This window comes from Marinovum sedimenti (assembly GCF_054052205.1).
On record NZ_CM133223.1, the window covers coordinates 3,368,028 to 3,387,550 of the forward strand.

At 61.5% G+C, this 19,523-nt stretch carries 20 protein-coding genes and 1 riboswitch; of the genes, 10 read left to right on the forward strand and 10 right to left on the reverse strand.

Annotation, left to right across the window (positions count from 1 at the left end):
- Positions 1–5 precede the first annotated feature (5 nt).
- The 5 genes from ACW9UO_RS16115 to thrS form a co-directional block, all read right to left on the reverse strand.
- Complete coding sequence (locus ACW9UO_RS16115; protein WP_457088676.1) at positions 6–566, reverse strand: DoxX family protein; 561 nt, start codon at positions 564–566, stop codon at positions 6–8.
- Between the two features lie 3 nt (positions 567–569).
- On the reverse strand, positions 570–1,316 hold the full coding sequence (locus tag ACW9UO_RS16120; RefSeq protein ID WP_457086782.1) for an HvfC/BufC family peptide modification chaperone: 747 nt from the start codon (positions 1,314–1,316) through the stop codon (positions 570–572).
- Positions 1,313–2,182, reverse strand: a complete 870-nt coding sequence (gene bufB, locus ACW9UO_RS16125; RefSeq protein ID WP_457086783.1) for an MNIO family bufferin maturase — start codon at positions 2,180–2,182, stop codon at positions 1,313–1,315. The genes ACW9UO_RS16120 and bufB overlap by 4 nt, the downstream gene beginning before the upstream one ends.
- An 87-nt stretch (positions 2,183–2,269) precedes the next feature.
- Positions 2,270–2,581: a BufA1 family periplasmic bufferin-type metallophore gene (locus tag ACW9UO_RS16130; protein ID WP_457086784.1), complete on the reverse strand. Its 312-nt coding sequence runs from the start codon at positions 2,579–2,581 to the stop codon at positions 2,270–2,272.
- A gap of 244 nt (positions 2,582–2,825) precedes the next feature.
- The gene (gene thrS / locus ACW9UO_RS16135) at positions 2,826–4,805 is read right to left on the reverse strand and encodes a threonine--tRNA ligase (protein ID WP_457086785.1); all 1,980 of its coding nucleotides are present in this window, start codon (positions 4,803–4,805) and stop codon (positions 2,826–2,828) included.
- Between the two features lie 268 nt (positions 4,806–5,073).
- On the opposite strand from thrS, the gene ACW9UO_RS16140 reads away from it, so the two are divergent.
- Entirely contained in the window at positions 5,074–6,312 is a 1,239-nt protein-coding gene (locus ACW9UO_RS16140; RefSeq protein ID WP_457086786.1) for an MFS transporter, read from the forward strand.
- A 98-nt stretch (positions 6,313–6,410) separates the two neighbouring features.
- On the forward strand, positions 6,411–7,148 hold the full coding sequence (locus ACW9UO_RS16145) for an alpha/beta hydrolase (RefSeq protein WP_457086787.1): 738 nt from the start codon (positions 6,411–6,413) through the stop codon (positions 7,146–7,148).
- Positions 7,149–7,304: 156 nt separating this feature from the next.
- Here the strand turns inward: ACW9UO_RS16145 and ACW9UO_RS16150 are convergent, their stop codons facing one another.
- Positions 7,305–7,709 (reverse strand): hypothetical protein, encoded by a 405-nt coding sequence (locus ACW9UO_RS16150; protein ID WP_457086788.1) that lies wholly within the window; start codon positions 7,707–7,709, stop codon positions 7,305–7,307.
- A 37-nt stretch (positions 7,710–7,746) separates the two neighbouring features.
- Positions 7,747–8,787, reverse strand: coding sequence for an alkane 1-monooxygenase (locus ACW9UO_RS16155; protein WP_457086789.1), 1,041 nt, complete (start codon positions 8,785–8,787; stop codon positions 7,747–7,749).
- Between the two features lie 173 nt (positions 8,788–8,960).
- Between ACW9UO_RS16155 and ACW9UO_RS16160 the strand changes: the two genes are divergently transcribed.
- On the forward strand, positions 8,961–10,646 hold the full coding sequence (locus ACW9UO_RS16160; protein WP_457086790.1) for an NAD(P)H-dependent oxidoreductase subunit E: 1,686 nt from the start codon (positions 8,961–8,963) through the stop codon (positions 10,644–10,646).
- Between the two features lie 103 nt (positions 10,647–10,749).
- Here the strand turns inward: ACW9UO_RS16160 and ACW9UO_RS16165 are convergent, their stop codons facing one another.
- A complete protein-coding gene (locus ACW9UO_RS16165) occupies positions 10,750–11,565 on the reverse strand; it encodes a hypothetical protein (RefSeq protein ID WP_457086791.1) in 816 nt (271 codons plus the stop codon).
- A 92-nt stretch (positions 11,566–11,657) separates the two neighbouring features.
- On the opposite strand from ACW9UO_RS16165, the gene ftsY reads away from it, so the two are divergent.
- The gene (gene ftsY, locus ACW9UO_RS16170; protein ID WP_457086792.1) at positions 11,658–13,001 is read left to right on the forward strand and encodes a signal recognition particle-docking protein FtsY; all 1,344 of its coding nucleotides are present in this window, start codon (positions 11,658–11,660) and stop codon (positions 12,999–13,001) included.
- 23 nt (positions 13,002–13,024) lie between these two features.
- Here the strand turns inward: ftsY and ACW9UO_RS16175 are convergent, their stop codons facing one another.
- A complete protein-coding gene (locus ACW9UO_RS16175) occupies positions 13,025–13,507 on the reverse strand; it encodes an MgtC/SapB family protein (RefSeq protein WP_457086793.1) in 483 nt (160 codons plus the stop codon).
- A gap of 89 nt (positions 13,508–13,596) precedes the next feature.
- Between ACW9UO_RS16175 and ACW9UO_RS16180 the strand changes: the two genes are divergently transcribed.
- Together ACW9UO_RS16180 and ACW9UO_RS16185 are read left to right on the forward strand one after the other, a co-directional pair.
- Positions 13,597–14,499 (forward strand): EamA family transporter, encoded by a 903-nt coding sequence (locus ACW9UO_RS16180; RefSeq protein WP_457086794.1) that lies wholly within the window; start codon positions 13,597–13,599, stop codon positions 14,497–14,499.
- 11 nt (positions 14,500–14,510) lie between these two features.
- Positions 14,511–15,119 (forward strand): inner membrane-spanning protein YciB, encoded by a 609-nt coding sequence (locus ACW9UO_RS16185; RefSeq protein ID WP_457086795.1) that lies wholly within the window; start codon positions 14,511–14,513, stop codon positions 15,117–15,119.
- Positions 15,120–15,121: 2 nt separating this feature from the next.
- Here ACW9UO_RS16185 and ACW9UO_RS16190 read toward each other — a convergent pair whose 3' ends face one another.
- On the reverse strand, positions 15,122–16,063 hold the full coding sequence (locus tag ACW9UO_RS16190) for an alpha/beta fold hydrolase (protein ID WP_457086796.1): 942 nt from the start codon (positions 16,061–16,063) through the stop codon (positions 15,122–15,124).
- Between the two features lie 111 nt (positions 16,064–16,174).
- Positions 16,175–16,252: riboswitch (SAM riboswitch) on the forward strand.
- A 50-nt stretch (positions 16,253–16,302) separates the two neighbouring features.
- Between ACW9UO_RS16190 and metZ the strand changes: the two genes are divergently transcribed.
- The 4 genes from metZ to ACW9UO_RS16210 all read left to right on the forward strand — a co-directional run bounded on the left by metZ (position 16,303) and on the right by ACW9UO_RS16210 (position 19,481).
- Complete coding sequence (metZ, locus tag ACW9UO_RS16195) at positions 16,303–17,514, forward strand: O-succinylhomoserine sulfhydrylase (protein ID WP_457086797.1); 1,212 nt, start codon at positions 16,303–16,305, stop codon at positions 17,512–17,514.
- Between the two features lie 39 nt (positions 17,515–17,553).
- Positions 17,554–17,820, forward strand: a complete 267-nt coding sequence (locus tag ACW9UO_RS16200; protein WP_457086798.1) for a hypothetical protein — start codon at positions 17,554–17,556, stop codon at positions 17,818–17,820.
- Positions 17,821–17,960: 140 nt separating this feature from the next.
- Positions 17,961–19,013, forward strand: a complete 1,053-nt coding sequence (folE2, locus tag ACW9UO_RS16205) for a GTP cyclohydrolase FolE2 (RefSeq protein ID WP_457086799.1) — start codon at positions 17,961–17,963, stop codon at positions 19,011–19,013.
- Between the two features lie 237 nt (positions 19,014–19,250).
- Entirely contained in the window at positions 19,251–19,481 is a 231-nt protein-coding gene (locus ACW9UO_RS16210; protein ID WP_457086800.1) for a hypothetical protein, read from the forward strand.
- Positions 19,482–19,523 lie beyond the last annotated feature (42 nt).

The following is a 19,523-nucleotide window of genomic DNA, read 5'->3' on the forward strand; positions in this document are numbered from 1 at the left end:
GCTGGTCACGCCCCCATAACGGCCCGCCGCAAAACCCGGTCAAGCGACAGCGCGCCCGCGCCTTTGATCACCAAGACCACCAGCACAAATACCCAAAACAGCCGCTGGTCCAATATCACCGCATCGGGCACCCGGTCGAACCACGCGCCAAGCGTTTCGGGATGCGCGATACCGCCGTGCCCGTATAGATCGGTCAGGCTCTGCACCGCGATGAACCCGATCATGCCCAAAGCGGCCAGCCGCGTCGCCAGCCCGATCACGATCAGCAGCGGCAGGATGAACTCCGCCCAAGTGCCCGCCACCACCACCAGCCAATGAAACACGCTCAATTGGCTCACGTTGTAGGTCACCGCTTCGAATTGCTTTGGGAAAATCTGCGCATAGGCCCCCGTCGACGGGTTCAGAAAACCAAACAGCCCGTCGCCCAGCTTGGTCAGCCCGGAATTCCAGAAATACACCAAAAGCACCGCCGCAAAGATGAACCGCGCAAGCAGCGGCAACAGCCCGCTCAATCCGCGTTCCACGGCATCGAAAATCATGTCGTGCAGGTTTACCAGAGCAGTCATCATTCAGTCTTTCATTAGGTTTATCAAAGCGTTGCCCGACAACAGCAGGGCCAGAACGGCAGACAGGTCAAAGCCGGGGGCCCGCGCAAGAGCCGCCTCATAAGCCTCCCCCAGCGACATACCCTGCATCACACCCGCCACGAAAACGGCCCCGCCGGGGGGCAGGGCATGGGGCACAGGGTCAAACTCCGCCCGCAGCACAATGGCATCCTCAGCGACACCCAAAGGTTTCGGGCTGCCGCTCACCATATTGTAGGCCCAAATCGACACCATAGGATAGCGCGAGCGCAGCAGCCGCACCGACGGGGCCAGCCGCAACCGCGCGGCCAACAGCGCCTCGGGGTCAATCGCCAGCGCCTGCGGGTCCAGCGCCACCGCATCCGCCGCGTGATAGCTTTCGCGCAGGCCATATTCCAACCGCGCCACATCCCCAAGATAGGGGTATTTCGCAAGCGGCGCGAACCCGTCAAGAAACGCAGCAAAGCGCGCGCCGTAAAGCGTCATCCGCGCCGTCTCGGGCGGCTCTGCGCGCAGGAATACCCCAGCAACGCCGCGAAAATTTTCCTCTCCAAGCAGTTTCGCCACAGCCGGAAATCCGGTTGCCAAAGCGTCGCCCAAAGAGGTTGCGATATTGTTACGATAAACGTCAAAACGCCGCCCCGCAGGCCGCCCCATCCCATCGACAAGCCCCCCGGGCCGCGCGGCAGAGCCATCCAACAGCGCACTGCGAAACTCGGCCTGACCGGTCATGCCACCGCTCCGACAGTCGCCCGCGCCAAAGCTTCGGCGGCGCGCAGGCTCTCGGCACGCAACTCTGGCCAGTCGGGCACGTCATTGTCCCATTCAATCAGCAGCGGCCGCGCCCCGGACCGTTCCAGCGTGTACCCAAGCAGCGCCCAGACCGGGTCGGCCACCTCGCGCCCGTGACTGTCGATCAACAGCGGTGCGCCATGGTCGTCTTCATCCTCATCATGGCCGCCAAGATGGATCTCGCCGACACGTGCCAAGGCAAAGGCATCGATATAAGCCTGTGGCGAAAATCCCAGATTGGTGGCGGACACAAAAACGTTGTTCACATCAAGCAGCAGCCCACAGCCGGTCCGCCGCGCCACCTCTTCGAGGAATGCCGGCTCGTCCCAAGTGCTTGCTTCAAAAGCCAAATAGGACGACGGGTTTTCCAACAGCATCTGGCGGCCAAGCGCGTCTTGCACCTGCCCGACATGCTCGCACACCCGTTCTAGCGTGGCGTCGGTATAGGGCAGGGGCAGCAAGTCGTTAAGAAAATGACTGTCGTGCGTCGACCACGCCAGGTGTTCCGAAAAGCTCGCCGGTTGCAGCCAGTCGCACAGGTGCCTCAGCCGGTCGAGGTGCTCTGGATCAAGCGGTGTTTCCCCGCCGATCGACAGGCCCACACCGTGCACCGAAATCGCAAATCTCTCTGACAGGGCGCGCAGTTGCGCCAGCGGGCGACCACCGTCACCCATGTAATTTTCGGCGTGAATTTCCAGCCATTCCACCGGCGCGGCATTGGCGAGGATCTCGGCATAATGCTGCGGTTTGTAGCCCACACCGGGGGCCGCGGGCAGAGCATTGAAACGTCGGCTGGCATCCGGCATCGGCGGTTCCCCTTGCGGCATAGGGTGGGCAAAGCTGCCCACCCCGAACATAGATTAGCGGGCGATTTGCCCATCCGATGGCTGCGTTCAGCCCATGGGAACGTCGCGCTCAAGCGCTTCCAGCGAGCCCATGCGCGCGGTGCCATCCGCCATCTCCGGCAGCTCGATTTCGGCGCAGGTGCCGGCATCAACCAGCGACCAGGCGTTGCCCTGGTAGTCTACTTTCGAGGTGCCCGCGCAGGTGGTGCCGGGGCCGGCGGCGCAATCATTCGCGCCTGCCATCGAGACACCAAAGCATTTTTCCTTTTCCGCGTCTTGTGCGGTGGCGGTCGATGTGTGGGCTGCGAGAGCGGCTGCAACGGCGCCTGCGACGGCGACTGTTTTCATGATTTTCGACATTGGTTCATCCCTTTTGGTCATTGGTTCCAAGCATTTGGTTCCAGTGCCACCCCTGCGGCGGCTGTCCCAAGGTTAAACCTCTGACAGGGTTCGGATCACTTCACAGGGCCGTGGGTCACGGATGCGTAATCACGGGTCAGACGCGCGTGATGCTGCACCTGCAAAAAAAAAGAGAAAATCGTTTGGAATCAAAAGGGGGTGCCACAGCGAATGTGACACCCCCCAAGGTTCCTACGCTGGAATGTTACAATTGATCGGGCGGCGTGGCCGAATTGGCCAACTCGCTCACGATCTCTTCCAGCGATGTTACAGAGGTCTGCTTCTGGCCCAGCCGCCGCACGGTGACGGTCCGTTCCTCAACCTCGCGAGCGCCGACAGCCAAGATCACCGGCACCTTGCCCAAGGAATGTTCGCGCACTTTGTAGTTGATTTTTTCGTTGCGAATATCGGCCTCGGCGCGCACACCTTTGGCCTGCAACGCAGCCACAACTTCGGTCACATAGTCATCCGCATCCGAAATGATCGACGCCACAACAACCTGACGCGGCGCGATCCAGAACGGCAGCTTGCCTTCCCAGTTCTCGATCAAAATCCCGATGAACCGCTCGAACGATCCAAGGCAGGCGCGGTGCAGCATATACGGCTTATGCTTGTCGCCATCCGCCGCAATATAGCTCGCCCCCAGCCGTTCGGGCAGGTTGGGATCAACCTGGAACGTGCCGCATTGCCAGACGCGGCCAATCGCGTCGGTCAGATAGAAATCAAGCTTGGGTCCATAAAACGCGCCATCGCCGGGCTCGAGCGTATAGTCGCGGCCCACCGCCTTGATCGCGCTTTCCAGCGCGCCCTCGACGTAATCCCAGCTTTCATCGGTGCCAACCCGCTTTTCGGGACGGGTGGCAAAGCGGATTTCAAACTCGGGAAAGCCCAGCTCGGAATAGACATTGGCGAGGAAGTCGATGAATTTTGCACATTCCTGCTGGATCTGATCCTCGGTGCAGAAAATATGCGCATCGTCTTGGGTAAACCCACGCACCCGCATGATGCCGTGCAGCGCGCCCGAGGGTTCAAACCGCGCACAAGATCCGAACTCAGCCAGCCGCAGCGGCAGATCGCGGTAGGATTTGAGACCCTGATTGAACACCTGCACATGGCAGGGGCAGTTCATCGGTTTAAGCGCATTGATCCGGGTCTGCGCCTTGTTTTTCACCGCCGCATCGTCGTTCTCGCCGTCGCGGCTTTCGTCGACTTCGACCACAAACATGTGATGCTGGTATTTGTCCCAGTGGCCAGAAGCTTCCCACAATTTGCGGTCGACAACTTGCGGCGTGTTGATCTCTTTATACCCGCCCGCGCGCTGTTTGCGGCGCATATAATCCTGAAGCTGGGTGTAGATGGTCCAGCCGTCCGGGTGCCAAAAAACCTGACCCGGCGCTTCTTCCTGCATGTGAAACAGGTTCATTTCGCGGCCCAGTTTGCGATGATCGCGCTTCTCGGCCTCTTCGAGGAAGTTGAGATATTTGCGCAGACCTTCCTTGTTCTGGAAGCCAACGCCATAGATTCGCTGCAACATCTGCCGCTTGCTGTCGCCGCGCCAATAGGCCCCGGCCACGCTCATCAGTTTAAAGCCGTCGGCGGGCACTTGCCCGGTGTGCTGCAAATGCGGGCCGCGGCACAGATCTTGCCACTCGCCGTGCCAATACATCCGCAGCGGCTCATCGCCCGGAATGGAATCGATCAGCTCGACCTTATAAGGCTCGCCGTTGTCCTCATAATGCTTGATCGCGCGCGGACGGTCCCACACTTCGGTGCGGACCGGATCACGCTTGTTGATGATCTCGCGCATCTTCTTTTCGATCTCGCCAAGGTCTTCCGGCGTGAAAGGCTCGGCGCGGTCGAAATCATAGTACCATCCGTTATCGATCACCGGGCCGATGGTCACTTTCACGTCCGGCCAAAGCGCCTGAACCGCGCGTGCCATGATATGCGCCAGGTCATGCCGGATCAGTTCCAGCGCCGGGGCGTCGTCCTTCATCGTGTTGATCGCGATCTGCGCGTCGCTTGGAATGGGCCACTGCATATCCCAGTGCTGGCCATCAATGGTGGCCGAGATCGCCTTTTTGGCGAGGGATTTAGAAATGTCAGCAGCCACATCCGCAGGGGTCACGCCAGCCTCAAAGCTGCGTGCATTGCCGTCGGGAAAAGTAAGGGAGATTTGAGCCATTTTGGCCTCCTCGTCGGTTTGGCGCCTACAAAACGCCCGGTTGCGGGTATGTGGTGCGCCCGATTTGGCCTGCCCCTCCCGTCATGTCAAGCCCGCAGCCTGATCCATCAATGGATCAGTCCCGATCTGTCGACAGATCGGCCTGCGCCCCCGATCCGCAAATGGAGTAATCCCGATCCGCCAACAGTCCAGCCTCTGCCGCGATTTGATCCACTCCATCTTCGCCCTAAAACCTTACTATAAAGTAAAGCCGCCAAGGAAACCGACCGTGACAGAGCATATATTTCATCGGATTGCAGGCGGTCGAACGGACGTAACCGAGGCGCGCAATGGTCTCCGCCACATCCTCGCGCTTACAGCCAGCAAGCTCGCCGACGGGTTGATCGATCCCAAGCTCATCCTGTCATGGCTGGCCACTTCGCTTGGCGCGCCCGCGGTGTTGGTGGGGCTGTTGGTTCCGATCCGCGAGGCCGGTGCACTCCTGCCGCAACTGCTGCTCTCCGGGTGGCTGCGCCGCCTCCGCCACCGGAAGCATTTTTGGGTTGCCGGGGCGCTGGGCCAGGGCGCTTTCGCCACGTTGATCGTGCTTGCCGCTCTTACACTTACCGGATGGGCGGCCGGTCTGGCCATCTGCGGCGCGCTGGCTGGTTTGGCGGTCTCGCGCGCGGCCTGTTCGGTCAGCTTCAAGGACATCCTCGGCAAAACGGTCGCCAAATCCCGGCGCGGCAGCGTCACGGGGGCCGCCGGCAGCCTGTCTTCCGCCGGTGTTATCCTGCTTGGCCTCCTGCTTCTTGCCGGCATCCTGCGCGACCAAACGGCCGTGGTTGCCGCCATAGCACTCGCGGCCATGCTCTGGGTCAGCGCCGGCGCGATGATGATGCAGCTCAACGAAAGCCCAAGCGAAACGGCAGAGCAAATCCGCCCCGATTTTTCGCCGCTTTGGCATGACAGCCAGCTCAGGCGCTTTATCCTCGTGCGTGGCTTGTTGGTGCCCACTGCGCTGGCCCCGCCTTACCTCGTTCTCCTGGCTGGTCAATCTGGCGGTCTCGCGCTCGACCGTCTCGGTATCTTGGTTCTTGTCTCTGCTGCCGCGTCCTTTCTCAGTTCGTATATCTGGGGCCGTATGGCGGATCGATCCAGCCGGCGGGTTCTGATCCTGACCGGTGCAATCGGGGCTGCTGCCATTCTGGCCGCCGTGGCTGCTGCGCTGTTTGGGCTGGCGCAAACCACATGGGCCATCCCGCTGTGTTTGTTCGTCCTGATGCTGGCATATCACGGCGTGCGCCAAGGCCGGTCCACCTATCTCGTCGACATGTCACCCGCAGACAAACGCGCCACCTATGCTGCCTTGGCCAATACCGCGATCGGCACATTGCTCTTGCTGACCGGCGTTCTCGGCGGATTGGCGGCAATGATCGCGCCCACCGCCGCACTCGCCGGTTTTGCTGTTCTGTGCATCGCGGCCAGTATCGCGGCGTGCGGCTTGAACGAGGTTGAAGCCGACTGATCCCGCCCCTTCGCGTCATTCACCCCGCAAATATCCGCGCATGCCATTGCGCGGCGCGCCCTCGCTTTGCATAGTCCCGCAAAACGTTAGGGAACGTCATGACCGGGCACAGCTTTCACGACACCGCATCAGGCCGCCGCATCGCCTATCACAAAGCCGAAGGCCGCGGATCCACCGTGATTTTCCTCGGCGGGTTCAAGTCCGATATGGCTGGCACCAAAGCTGTATGGCTCGAAAATTGGTGCGCCAGCCAAGGTCGCGCCTTTCTGCGGTTTGATTACTCCGGCCACGGCAAAAGCTCTGGTGAATTCGAAGACGGCGCAATCGGAGACTGGGCCGAAGACGCCGAGGCCGTGATCCGCGCCACCTGTGAAGGTCCGCTGGTGCTGGTCGGTTCGTCCATGGGCGGTTGGATTTCGCTCCTTCTCTCTAAACGGCTCGACACGATTGCCGGCCTCGTTACCATTGCTGCAGCCCCGGATTTCACCGAAGATGGCTATTGGGCCGCGTTCTCCGAGGCGCAGCGCGCACAAGTGATGGAGCAGGGCTACTTCGATGCCCCGTCCGAGTATGGCGCGCCTTATCGCATCACCCGCCGACTGATCGAAGACGGCCGCAACCAACTTGTCCTGCGCAGTCCTCTGACGCTGCCGTTTCCCGTGCGCTGCCTGCAAGGCACCAACGACACCGCCGTCAGTCGCGAAACCGCGCTGCGTTTGCTCGACCATGCCGAGAGCCCCGATATCACGCTGACCCTGCGCAAAGGGGCTGATCACAGTTTTTCCTCCCCCGATTGCCTGCCACTAATCGCGCGCGCCATCGATGAGGTGTCTTGATTCTCAAATCCTCCAAGAAAAGATGTGTACCTTATCGAAGTATGGCAAGCTGCGGTTAATACAGCGTTAATTCCGCCAAAGCCGCATGCCCAAAGGCAATGCTCTCTCGGTCAGCCCTAACTCACGGTTATCGTTGGAATTTTCGACGCGCCGACGTCAAACGCCGACTTCCGGCCCCAAGCACATCATCGGCTGCTCATCCTGATTGGCTTCGTAAAGCTCCGTGCCCTCGGGATCATTTTCAAACCGAGCCACCAGCCCGCCGCGCGAACTGCGCTGAAAGGTCCAGCATTGCGGATCAGGGGTGTCTTCGTACACAAAGCAGATCATCCCGCGCGTGTCTTCGTACCACTCCCCATCGCGGCAGCGGCCATCCAGAAAAGACCAACGCACCCGCCGGTTTTCCATATATTCCTCAACCCCATACTCCCGCCCGTTCGAGCCGAAATAGAGTGTCTTGCCCGTGGTATAGGCCTCGAATTCCGAGGCGGACATCTGCGCAAATGCAGCCGGAGCCGTCAGGGTCAGGGTGACCATTGCAAACAGGGATTTTTTCAACATGGCCCGACTTTGACAGAAGCGCCGGCACCGGGGCAAGTCACAATTCCGCAACTTCGCGGCTTTGCCAGCGGTCGGCCAACGGGTCCATGATCCGCCGCCACTGCGCTGGCCACAAAGCGATCAACGCCATAACAGGAAGCGAATGGGGCAGGGTGGGCATGGCATCGTCCAGCACCAGCCCGGGATAGGTCACGCCTGGCCGAACGTGATGGTCGGAATGGCGCGGCGCATTCAGCATCAGAGCCGAGGAATACCAATGCGGCGCATTCCAGCTGTGCTGCGGGCCGCAGGGTTCGGGTCTGTCGTTGGCGTCAAGCCGGCGCGGCAGGCCATAATGCTGAACGTAATCCGACACCATCAGCTGCGATTGGGTATAAACCGCGATGGCCACAAGCGCACCAGCCCCGGCAAGCCCGCCGATCCATAATGCCGCAAGCAGCACGACAAAACTGATCAACGCATAAAGCGTATAGGGATGCAGCCCGCGTTTGCCGGATCGGGCACCAACGCGGGCACGACGATCGGTTTCCGCCGCCTTTCCAGCCCGATATTCGCCGCGAAACACCCGCCAGAGATAACGGTACAGACTCTCGCGCCCGCGCGGCGAATTGGGGTCTTTCACCGTGCCGACATGCACATGATGCACCAACGGATGCGCCGAGGCGTGGTGGCCATACAGCACCGAGGCATAGACCGTGACGCCCAACCGCCGCAGCCGCCTGTCGCCCCGATGGATCAGCTCGTGGGCGTTGGAATTGCTGACCTGGCCAAAGAACAGCGAAAACCCGAAAAAACCCGCCAACCGTTCAGGCCATGTCGCATCCCCCGCGCCCGAAACCAGCCAGACCGCCAGCGCCAGCAGCGGGAAATGCATCAGCGCCAGCGCAACCGAAAGCCCTGTCCCCGCAGGAAACTCCGCCCCCGGATCACCCGGCGCGGCCAGCGCACGCAGATGGTCGAGCGCAAAGACCAACAGCGTGACATAGCCCAGCGCCAGCCAGACCCAAACGCCGCCCAAAAGCCCCGCTAAAATCAGCAGGCCAACCGGGGTCAGGGTGGCGATAGCAAAGCGGGTCACGCGCGGCTCCTTGATGTGGCTAATGCCATTACATGAAGATTTGGTTTCCGATAGGACAAATAATGGAAAGTTTGAGGCGATGGCGAACGCGAACAGCGCGCCACACGTCGCATTTGGCCTCGCACGAAGGCCCCGGCCTTTCTAATGTCGCGCCAGATGGGAAGGAAACTGACATGGCACTCGACGAACGCAAAGGTGTTTGGAAATCCGGCAAAGGCAAGGGCCGACGCACTCCGAAAGGCCGGCAATATGACGACGCCGCGCTGGTCGATGTGCAGGCACTGTTGGGCGACAGGCCGCGCCGCCGCGATCTTCTGATCGAATTCCTTCACCTGGTTCAGGACAGATACGGCCACCTGTCGTCGGCGCATTTGCGCGCATTGGCCGAAGAAATGCGCCTGCCGATGGCGGAAATCTGGGAGGTGGCGACATTTTACGCCCACTTCGATCCGATCCGAGAAGACGAGACCCCGCCGCCGGCACTGACCATCCGGGTCTGCGATTCCTTGTCCTGCGAATTGGCCGGAGCCGAGCAATTGCTGGCCGCCTTGCAGGACGGGATGAACCCCGATGAGGTCCGCGTTTTGCGCGCGCCCTGCATGGGCCGCTGCGACACCGCGCCGGTGCTGGAACTGGGCCACAAACATATCGATCACGCGGATATCGCCAAGGTCGACGCCGCGATCACCGCGGGTGATACACACGCCGAAATCCCCAAATATCAAGGCTTTGACGCCTATAGAGCAGGTGGTGGATACAGATTCCTTAACGAGGTACGCACCTCCGGAAACTGGGAGACGGTGCACGAGAAAGTCTTGTCCGCCGGTTTGCGCGGGCTTGGCGGGGCTGGCTTTCCTTCGGGCAAAAAATGGGGCTTTGTGCGGGCCAATCCGGGGCCCCGATACCTTGCCGTGAACGGCGATGAGGGCGAGCCGGGTACATTCAAAGACCGGTTTTACCTCGAACGCGAACCGCATGTTTTCCTTGAAGGAATGCTGATCGCGGCCTGGGCCGTGGAGGCCGAGACCTGTTTTATCTACATGCGCGACGAATATCCGGCGGTGATTTCAATTTTACGTCGGGAAATCAAGGCGCTGGAAGACGCAGGCATTGTGGATAAAGGCTATATCGATCTGCGGCGCGGGGCCGGGGCCTATATCTGCGGCGAAGAAAGCGCGATGATCGAAAGCATTGAAGGCAAGCGCGGCATTCCGCGCCACCGCCCGCCGTTTGTGGCGCAGGTTGGCGTGTTTGGCCGGCCAACGCTGGTGCACAATGTCGAGACGCTGCACTGGATCACGCGGATTTGCCGCGAAGGGCCCGAGATCCTGTCGTCAGTGGAAAAGAACGGCCGCAGGGGGCTGCGCTCTTTCTCCGTGTCCGGACGGGTGACTGCCCCGGGCGTGCATGTGCTCCCGGCCGGGTCAACGATCCGCGATGTGATCGACGCGGCGGGTGGCATGATCGACGGCCACACCTTCAAAGCCTATCAGCCCGGCGGCCCATCTTCGGGGCTTCTTCCTGCCACGATGGACGATATCCCGCTCGATTTTGACACGCTGCAACCGCATGGCAGCTTTATTGGATCGGCGGCGGTTGTCGTGTTGTCGGATCAGGATAGCGCGCGCGGGGCTGCGTTGAATATGCTGCGGTTTTTCGAGGATGAAAGCTGTGGCCAATGCACGCCCTGCCGGGTGGGTTGCGAGAAGGCGGTCAAGCTGATGCAGGCGGACCGTTGGGATCAGGGGCTGTTGGAGGAGGTCTGTCAAGCGATGGGCGATGCCTCGATTTGCGGTCTGGGGCAGGCGGCACCAAACCCAATTCGCATGGTGATCAAGCATTTTCCGGAGGAAGTGTAAGGGCTTATCGGGTCAAAGGGAGGGGCGCTGCCCCTCTTGGCCTGCGGCCAATTCACCCTGAGGTATTTTTAAACAGAAGAACTTGGACCGGCGCTTCGCAGCGTCAGTAGTTCTTGTAAACCGCGCAGGAGCAGCCCCTTGCGCGAGCCTTGGTGCAAATGTCATCGGCGTCGTCACGGTCCATTCGGCTGACGCGGGCCATCCAGTAGCCGTCGCGCCCGCGCACGCGGTTTTCGACAAATATGATGTCGGGCGTGTCCCCGACAGAGGCACGGCAGGCGCTGGTGGCGCGGGTGAAATTGGCGCGAGCCCGGTCTTGGCTGTCGCCAAACGCCAATTGCGCGCCCCATTTCGCCAGTGTCGGCTTGGGCCTGATCTTGGGTCTCAGGCTGCGGTTTGCGGGGTCAAATAGGGCCAGGTCAATGATTTCGGGTTCGGGCAAGGGGGCCAGCTCGGGCAAGGGTTCGCCCCAGCGGCCTTTGATCAGCTCGACGCAGGCGCTTGCGAAATCGCCGTCGGGCGACAGGCGGAACTCGGGGCTTGCGGGCGGAGTATCGCGCCAGACTTCGGGCATCTGTCCTGTGGTGAGGATCACGAAATCGACGGTGGCAGGCGGCACGCCTTTGCCGCGCAGAAAGGTCTCGGCCTGCGCCGCGCCGCCTTTGAACGCCAAGGCTGCAAGTCCGGGGTTGCCGTGGCGCTGGATCAGGGTCGCGAGCGTTGTGGCGGTGGCGCGGATGGTGTCGGCGGGTGTTTCGGGGCCCGCGTCCCAAAGCACGCGAGCGAGGAACGCGGGCGCAAGGGCAGTGTCTTGAGCCGCGGCGGCGATCTCGGTGCAGGCCGCGCTGGCGGGCTCTGCCGCGCGTGCGGGCAGAGGCAGAAACAAGAGTGCGAGGGCAATCATAAGTGCAGGCCGCATGGGGTTAATTTGGTCGGGTGATGATTCAAGTCAACCAGACCTTTTCCTGCTGACGACAAAGTTATAGGTCAGGGACAAAGGAGACCGCGCCCATGTCGTTTTTCGGGAAGCTCAAGGACAAGCTGTTCAAGTCCTCGTCGAAACTGGACGAGGGGCTGGAGGCGATTGTCGAGGATGGTGGCGAACTTTCGGCCGCTGATCCGGACGTTACGCCAGAGATCACACCGGATCCCGCACCCGCGCCGGAGGTGCCATCGCAACCGGATGTAACGCCCGAGCGTGTGCCGGACAATGTGCCCGCGCCGGAGCCTGAGGTCGTTCCGGAGCCTGCGCCGGACACCGTGCCGACGCCAGATCCCACGCCCGTTCCCACTCCGGCCCCCACGCCAACGCCGACACCCGCGCCAACTCCGGCGCCCACCGAAGTGCCGCCCTCGGATGCGCCCGTAGAGGTGCCAGGCCCGGCGCAAAGCCCGGTCGAAATGCCGTTGCCTGTGGTGCCGGTCGAGGTGCCCGCACCGCAAGCCCCCGCCGAGGTGCCGCAGCGCAAACCCGGTCTGATGGGGCGTCTGCTCGGGCGCGGCGCACAGCAAGAGGTGCTGCGCCGCACGCTCGATGACGACATGCTCGAACAGCTCGAAGATCTGCTGATCGCCTCGGATATGGGCGTCGATACCGCCCTGCGCGTCACCGCCAACATGGCCGAAGGGCGCTATGGCCGCAAACTTTCTGTGAATGAAATCAAGACACTCCTGGCGCAGGAAATCACTCGCGTGATGGAACCAGTGGCCAAGCCGCTGCCGCTCTATGCCAAGAAACCGCAAGTGGTGCTGGTGGTGGGCGTCAATGGTTCGGGCAAGACCACGACCATCGGCAAACTCGCCAGCCAGTTCCGCGCTGCGGGCAAATCGGTGGTGATTGCCGCCGGCGATACCTTTCGCGCCGCTGCGGTCGAACAATTGCAAGTCTGGGGCGACCGCGCCGGCGTGCCGGTGCTGACCGCGCCCGAAGGGTCCGACCCCGCCAGCCTTGCCTATGATGCGATGGAAAAGGCCGCCCGCGACGGTGCCGACCTGCTGTTGATCGACACGGCGGGCCGCTTGCAAAACCGCAAGGATCTGATGGAGGAACTGTCTAAGATCGTCCGCGTGATCCGCAAAAAAGACCCCGATGCGCCGCACAACACCCTCTTGGTGCTCGACGCCACCACCGGGCAAAACGCGCTGTCTCAGGTCAAGACGTTCCAAGAGCTGGCCGATGTCACCGGGCTGGTGATGACCAAGCTTGACGGCACCGCCAAGGGCGGCGTGCTGGTGGCGCTGGCCGACAAGTTTGGCCTGCCGATCCATGCCATCGGTGTGGGCGAAACGATCGACGATCTCTCGCCGTTTGACCCCGAAGATTTCGCCGCCGCGCTGACCGGGCTCGACAGATGATCCCATACCACAGGCCCGCGCGCCTAATGCGTGCCGGCCCAGCGCTCGACCTGGCGCAACAGGAAAATCACCGTGACAACCAGCACCGTGGCCAAGGCCGACAGAACCATCTGCCCCGCGCCACAGCCAAGCCCAACCGCCCCGGCCAGCCAGAGCGAGGCCCCGGTGGTGACGTTCTTGACCTCGCCTTTCGCGGTGAAAATCAAGCCAGCCGCGAGAAAGGCCACCCCCGCCGTGACCGCTTCGATCATCCGCAGCGGGTCATGGCGTTGTTGATCGGATTGGCCAAAATCCAGCTGGCTGATCTCGAGCCCGAGGATTACAAACAGGCAGGCGGCGACGCTGACAAGGATATGCGTGCGCAGCCCGGCCGGTTTGCGCCGCCATTCCCGCTCGGCCCCGATCACCGCGCCAAGCGCGAGGGCCGCCACCAACCGCGCAAAGGCCGCGCCCAAGGGCACAACAGCGAAATTATTCTGAAATTCGACGATAAAATCCTGCCACATGCCGGGTCTGCGTCCTCTCTGCCAATGTCAGCTACGCTGGGATCAACGCCGCGCCTCGGCGATGGTTCCTTGCCTGAAAGGAGCCTGTGATGAGCGCTTGGCTGATCTCACTTGAGGGCACCGAGGCCGGACAACAGCTCGCCCTGATCCTCGCGATCTCGGCGGCGATTCTGCACGCCATCTTTGGCGCGATGCAAAAAGGCCGGCACGATCCTTGGCTCAGTCGCGGGGCGATCGACGCCTCTTACGGGCTGATGGCCGCGCCCTTCGCGCTGTTTGTCGTGCCTTGGCCCGAGCCGCATATGTGGCTGATCTTTGTCGGCGCTTTCGTGATTCACACCGCCTATAAGCTATTGCAGGCAATGGCTTACACCAAGGGCGCCTATACCGTGGTCTACCCCGTGGTGCGCGGCACCGGGCCGCTTTTTGCGGTGATCGGGGCCTACCTGATCTTTGGCGAGACCTTCACCGCCACCCAATGGATGGGCGTCGGCGTGCTGCTGGCCGGGATTTTCGGCCTCGCGATCTATAACCTGATCTTCCTGACCGCCGAGCGTGACACGCTGAATGCGGCCCTCGCCCTCGCGGTCTTCACCGGGTTTTTCGTCGCGCTCTACACCACCTATGATGCTTACGGCATCCGCGCCACCGCCGATCCCTTCACCTTTCTCGCGTGGTTTTTCATGATCGACGGGCTGGTGATGCCGGTCCTGGCGGCGCGGCGTTGGCGCAAGATGGCCGAGACTCCGCCCATCGGCCCGCTGATCACCCGCGGCTGGATCGGCGGATTGATCGCCTTCGCCAGCTTCGGCTCAATCATGCTGGCCACGCGGCTCGGCAAGGTTGGCGAAGCAGCGGTTTTGCGCGAAACATCGACGGTGTTCGCGGCATTGATCGGCTGGCTGGTGTTGAAAGAAACAGTCGGACCACGAAGAATTGCGCTGATGACATTGATTGCAGCGGGTGCGGTAATAGTTGAGTTGGGTGGATGACAGGAATGAATATGGCTGAAAAACGAGAGATCAACCCGGTGCTGAAACAGGCGCTGGAACTGGGGCCGCCGCTGGCGTTCTTCGGCCTTTACCTCTGGCTCAAGGACGACGTGTTCACCATCGCCGGCACCGAATATTCCGGGTTCATCGTCGCCACCATTGCCTTTGTGCCGATCATGCTGGTGTCGATGGCGATCCTCTGGGCGCTGACCCGCGAATTGAGCCGGATGCAGGTGTTCACCGCCGTCATGGTGATCTTTTTCGGCGCGCTCACCGCGTGGTTCAATGACGAACGCTTCTTCAAGATGAAGACAACGCTGGTCTACGGCTTCTTCGCTTTCCTCCTTGCCATCGGGCTGTTGCGCGGCAAATCCTACCTCGCCTATGTGCTCTCCGACGCGGTCCCGATGCAGCACGAAGGCTGGATGATCCTGACGCGCAGGCTCTGCCTTGGCTTCGTCGCCCTGGCGGTGCTGAACGAGGTGATCTGGCGCACCATGAGCACCGATCTCTGGGTCAAGATCGAGACGTTCGGCTTTCCGATCCTGCTGTTCGTGTTCATCTGGGTGCAGTTCGCAGCCCTCCAGAAATACATGATCGAGGAACCCGAGGCCGAATAACCTCAGCCCGCCGCCTTTGCCGGTCCCTTGCCCGCCAATGCGAAGCCGGGGATCGAAATGCGCCCCGGTACAAGTCGGCTCCACCGCCCCGGTTCCCGGCAAGGTAGCGCGAGATCAAGCCGGGCAGGCGACAGCGCCCCCGACAACAGCGCGCGGTAAAACCCGAAAATGCCGGGGCGCATATAGGTCGACCAGTGGCAAATCCTGAACTGCGGCGGCGCGACAGTGTGGCCCAGACGGGCCAAGGCCGCCAGCGTATCGCTGTCATCAAGCAGCAGACTGCGCAGGTTCGCCGGGGCTGAATGCGCCCCAAGCGCCCGGTCGCCGGGGCAGGGCGCGAGCCATTCGAGCAGACTGTCATACAGATCATTCTCGCCGCTGGTGACATGCACTACCTCGGTTTCCCGACCGGCAGGCGTGGCCAGTGCTGCCACCGCACATGACCGGTACTCCGCCCCGGCCATCAGGATCAGACAGGATATATCGCCGGGCTCCAGATGCGCCAAAGCCGCCAGCGCCACCCGCGCCCCCAGCGAATGCGCCAGCACATGCACCGGGCGCGCCGGGTCCAACTGGCGCAACTTGCGGATCACATCCCCCAAGGCCCGCCCGGCGCGCGCGCCCTCATCATACGCGGCCCGCAGACTGCCGCGCGCATTCCAGCCAAACGCCACGCCCACACCGGGGGGCGGCGCATCATGGCCAAAGCCCAGATGATGCGGCCAGGAAATCACCCGCGATGACAGGGTCGGGCGCATGGCAAACAGCCGCTTATGCGGGCAGTGGCGCTTATGCCCCGGCGCGTATCGGAACCCATGCACCATAATGGTGACCGGCCCGGGCAGGGCCAACGCAGCCGCGAGACTGGCATCAAGATCCGTCTCCGTCACACCGGGGTGCAGCACGGGCCGGCCGTCTTCGGCATTGATCCTCAAAAGCGCCATCAAAATCTCCACTACAGTATGTAGCCAGTCGATAAAGACACCCTATGACGTGCAGATGAAGCGCCGGTTAAAGCACCGTGACGGACTTGACCGTTCGGGCGCAACGCCCTATCAGAACCGCGTGGCGATTTGATACCGGATTGCGGGCCACGTTAAACATTTCCGCTAAAAGGTCAGGAACGAAAGCCCCCCGTTCGCATGACCGCGCCCGGGGGGCTTTTGGTTTGGAAGGACAGAATATGACCCAAGACGACACCAGCAAAAATTGGCAAAACCGCACCAAACTGGTGCACGGCGGCACCCGCCGGTCGCAGTATAATGAGGTCAGCGAAGCGCTGTTTCTGACCCAGGGCTTTGTCTATGACACCGCCGAACAGGCCGAGGCCCGCTTCCTCGAGGCTGGCCCCGACGAGTTCATCTATGCCCGCTATGGCAACCCGACCGTGGCGATGTTCGAAGACCGAATCGCGATGCTCGAAGGGGCCGAGGATGCCTTCGCCTGTGCGAGCGGAATGGCGGCGGTGCAGGGCGCTTTGATGGCGCTGCTAAAGGCGGGCGATCACGTCGTCGCCGCGCGCGCACTGTTTGGCTCCTGCCTGTTCATCCTTGAAAACATCCTGCCCAAATTCGGGGTCGAAGTGACCCTTGTTGACGGCACCGATCTAGAGGCCTGGCGCGCCGCCGTGCGCCCCGACACCAAGCTGTGTTTCTTTGAATCCATGAGCAACCCAACGCTGGAAATCGTTGATATCGAAGGCGTCGCAGCCATCGCCCATGCGGTCGGCGCGCTGGTGGTCTCGGACAACGTGTTCTCCACCCCGATCTACTCAAAGGCCATCGCGCAGGGCGCTGATATCGTGACCTATTCCGCGACCAAGCATATGGACGGACAGGGCCGCGTTCTGGGCGGTGTGATCCTTGGCAACCGCGATCTGATCCGTGGCCCGATCGAGGCCTTCATGAAGCACACCGGCGGCGCGCTCAGCCCGTTCAACGCATGGGTGCTGCTGAAAGGTCTTGAAACGATGGACCTGCGGGTGCGCGCCCAGACCGCGACGGCGCAGGCCTTGGCCGAGGCGCTCGAGGGGCATCCCAAGCTGGACCGGGTGATCTATCCCGGCCTGCCATCCCACCCCCAGCACGCGCTTGCCCAAAGCCAGCTTGGCGCCGGCGGCACTGTGCTCAGCATTGATATCAAAGGCGGCCGCGAGGCGTCATTCGCCTTCCTCAACGCGCTCAAGGTCGCGATCATCTCGAACAACCTCGGGGATGCCAAAACCATCGCCACCCCGCCGGCCTTCACCACCCACCAACGCCTGCCAGACGCGCAAAAGCAGATCCTGGCAATCACCCCGGGCCTGATCCGGCTCAGCTGCGGGCTCGAAGATCCGAACGATCTCTTGCACGATGTGGTAGAAGCGCTTAAACACGTGCCGGTGTGCTCAAATTAAAGGCGTCGCCTTGGGTGCAATGTGCAGTTGCAGCATTTAATGCTGGTAATTAAGAGTTGGCCTTGGCATGAAGGTCTGGAACAATCCATAGGTGTAAATATGAAAAAATTTATCGTTTCCGCAGCATTTGTCACATCCATGGCTCTGCCAGCAGTGTCGCAGCAAGCCGACACCTCAATCGACCCCTTTGTTTCGACTCAAGGTGAAACCACCACGCTGGTGATCCTCGGCGGTGCGGTTGGTGTTGTTGGTATTGTTGCTCTGACAGGCGGCGGTGGCTCTTCGAGCTCGACCGGCACAAACTGAGCCAACCCAACAGTTTCGAAATTTAAACGCCGGGTCCAAGTGATCCGGCGTTGCCTCTTTTGCGTAAATACCTCCAGACGATGGAAATTTGCGCGACAAGCGCTTAGATTAAAGTCTGCCAGCGCTGAGAGAGGCCCTCGATGAACGTCCCCAAACCCAAGATCAAAAGCACCGCGCCCAGCCTGCAAGAGGCCGAGGCCGCGCGTGATCTGTTGCGGCGCTATGTGGCCTCCACAGGCGAAACGGCCCTGTCGTACCCGGATATGGTGGCGCAGTACCCGGCGGATTTTGTCGTCGATTCGGCCTACAAAGCCGGCCTTCCCGACCTGCAAAATGGCCCGGCCTCGCTGATCCGAGGCGCGAATCAGCCCATCCAACACGTCGGAATTTCCAATTTCCGCCTGCCGATCCGCTATCACACCCGCGATGGCGGCGACCTTACGCTCGAAACTTCGGTGACCGGCTCGGTGAGCCTTGATGCCGGCAAGAAGGGCATCAACATGAGTCGCATCATGCGCTCCTTCTATCGCCATTCCGAGAAAACCTTCAGCCTCGAGGTGATGGAAGCCGCGCTCGACGACTACAAAAGCGATCTTGAAAGCTTTGATGCCCGCCTTCAGATGCGGTTCTCCTTTCCGGCGCGGGTGAACAGCCTGCGGTCGGGGCTCAGCGGCTTCCAATACTACGACATCGCCCTCGAGCTGATCGAACAAGAGGGCGCGCGCCGCCGGATCCTGCACCTCGACTACGTCTACTCCTCAACCTGCCCCTGTTCGCTTGAGCTCAGCGAACATGCCCGCCGCGAGCGGGGTCAACTCGCCACGCCGCACTCCCAGCGCTCTGTTGCGCGGATTTCGGTCGAGGTGGTGGGCGCGGATTGCCTGTGGTTCGAGGATCTGATCGATCATTGCCGCACCGCCGTGCCGACCGAGACGCAAGTGATGGTGAAACGCGAGGATGAACAGGCCTTTGCCGAGTTGAACGCCGCCAATCCGATCTTTGTCGAAGACGCGGCCCGGCTGTTTTGCGAGCGCTTGGCCAACGATCCCCGGATCAAGGATTTTCGCGTTGCCGCCAGCCATCAGGAAAGCCTGCATTCCCACGATGCGATTTCGGTGCTGACCTCGGGCCCGACATTCAACACGGCAAGCATCGACCCGCGGTTTTTCAGCAGCTTGTTTCACGTAGGTTAAGCGACGCCAGCTCTTGAATGTTGCATTTCTGCGCCGGGCTGCCGTGGGATAAACCTGTGGACATCCTGAAATTCCGCGTAACTTCAATCCGTTGCGCCACATCCCTCGCGCGGCCTGAAATGCCAATATCCGCTGGGCACAGGTGGGGTTCAAATCTTTACCAGATCTTTGCAAATGGGCTGATAAGCTCTGCGGAAGGGGGGAAACCGAACGATCACTGTGATACGAGGTTTCCAGATGCAACTCTCTACCGTGGAATTCCGCTTCCCGCACCCGGGCTGGCGGCAACGACTTGATACTTATTTCGCCGGGCTGGGGCAGGGTGTGAATGCCGATGCCCATATCCGCGCCCGCCTGGGCGAGGTGGCGGGGCTTGAAACCCTGTCGGACGCTGAATTGGCGCTTTTGGGCATGGAGCGCAGTGACATTCCCGCCCGGGTTTTTCACGACCTGTTTGGACAGGGATGAACCTGACTTGACACTATATGCGGCGCGGGCCAACGCTGCGGC

What these genes read in the sequence shown, in the direction of transcription:
- ACW9UO_RS16185 (WP_457086795.1), top strand. Translation starts at nt 14,511, where the DNA reads ATGGCTGAAAAACGAGAGATCAACCCGGTGCTGAAACAGGCGCTGGAA.
- ACW9UO_RS16160 (WP_457086790.1), top strand. Translation starts at nt 8,961, where the DNA reads ATGGCACTCGACGAACGCAAAGGTGTTTGGAAATCCGGCAAAGGCAAG.
- ACW9UO_RS16175 (WP_457086793.1), bottom strand. Translation starts at nt 13,507, where the DNA reads ATGTGGCAGGATTTTATCGTCGAATTTCAGAATAATTTCGCTGTTGTG.
- ACW9UO_RS16150 (WP_457086788.1), bottom strand. Translation starts at nt 7,709, where the DNA reads ATGTTGAAAAAATCCCTGTTTGCAATGGTCACCCTGACCCTGACGGCT.
- ftsY (WP_457086792.1), top strand. Translation starts at nt 11,658, where the DNA reads ATGTCGTTTTTCGGGAAGCTCAAGGACAAGCTGTTCAAGTCCTCGTCG.
- metZ (WP_457086797.1), top strand. Translation starts at nt 16,303, where the DNA reads ATGACCCAAGACGACACCAGCAAAAATTGGCAAAACCGCACCAAACTG.
- ACW9UO_RS16115 (WP_457088676.1), bottom strand. Translation starts at nt 566, where the DNA reads ATGACTGCTCTGGTAAACCTGCACGACATGATTTTCGATGCCGTGGAA.
- ACW9UO_RS16200 (WP_457086798.1), top strand. Translation starts at nt 17,554, where the DNA reads ATGCTGGTAATTAAGAGTTGGCCTTGGCATGAAGGTCTGGAACAATCC.
- bufB (WP_457086783.1), bottom strand. Translation starts at nt 2,182, where the DNA reads ATGCCGGATGCCAGCCGACGTTTCAATGCTCTGCCCGCGGCCCCCGGT.
- ACW9UO_RS16190 (WP_457086796.1), bottom strand. Translation starts at nt 16,063, where the DNA reads ATGGCGCTTTTGAGGATCAATGCCGAAGACGGCCGGCCCGTGCTGCAC.
- ACW9UO_RS16210 (WP_457086800.1), top strand. Translation starts at nt 19,251, where the DNA reads ATGCAACTCTCTACCGTGGAATTCCGCTTCCCGCACCCGGGCTGGCGG.
- ACW9UO_RS16130 (WP_457086784.1), bottom strand. Translation starts at nt 2,581, where the DNA reads ATGTCGAAAATCATGAAAACAGTCGCCGTCGCAGGCGCCGTTGCAGCC.
- ACW9UO_RS16180 (WP_457086794.1), top strand. Translation starts at nt 13,597, where the DNA reads ATGAGCGCTTGGCTGATCTCACTTGAGGGCACCGAGGCCGGACAACAG.
- ACW9UO_RS16165 (WP_457086791.1), bottom strand. Translation starts at nt 11,565, where the DNA reads ATGCGGCCTGCACTTATGATTGCCCTCGCACTCTTGTTTCTGCCTCTG.
- ACW9UO_RS16145 (WP_457086787.1), top strand. Translation starts at nt 6,411, where the DNA reads ATGACCGGGCACAGCTTTCACGACACCGCATCAGGCCGCCGCATCGCC.
- thrS (WP_457086785.1), bottom strand. Translation starts at nt 4,805, where the DNA reads ATGGCTCAAATCTCCCTTACTTTTCCCGACGGCAATGCACGCAGCTTT.
- folE2 (WP_457086799.1), top strand. Translation starts at nt 17,961, where the DNA reads ATGAACGTCCCCAAACCCAAGATCAAAAGCACCGCGCCCAGCCTGCAA.
- ACW9UO_RS16120 (WP_457086782.1), bottom strand. Translation starts at nt 1,316, where the DNA reads ATGACCGGTCAGGCCGAGTTTCGCAGTGCGCTGTTGGATGGCTCTGCC.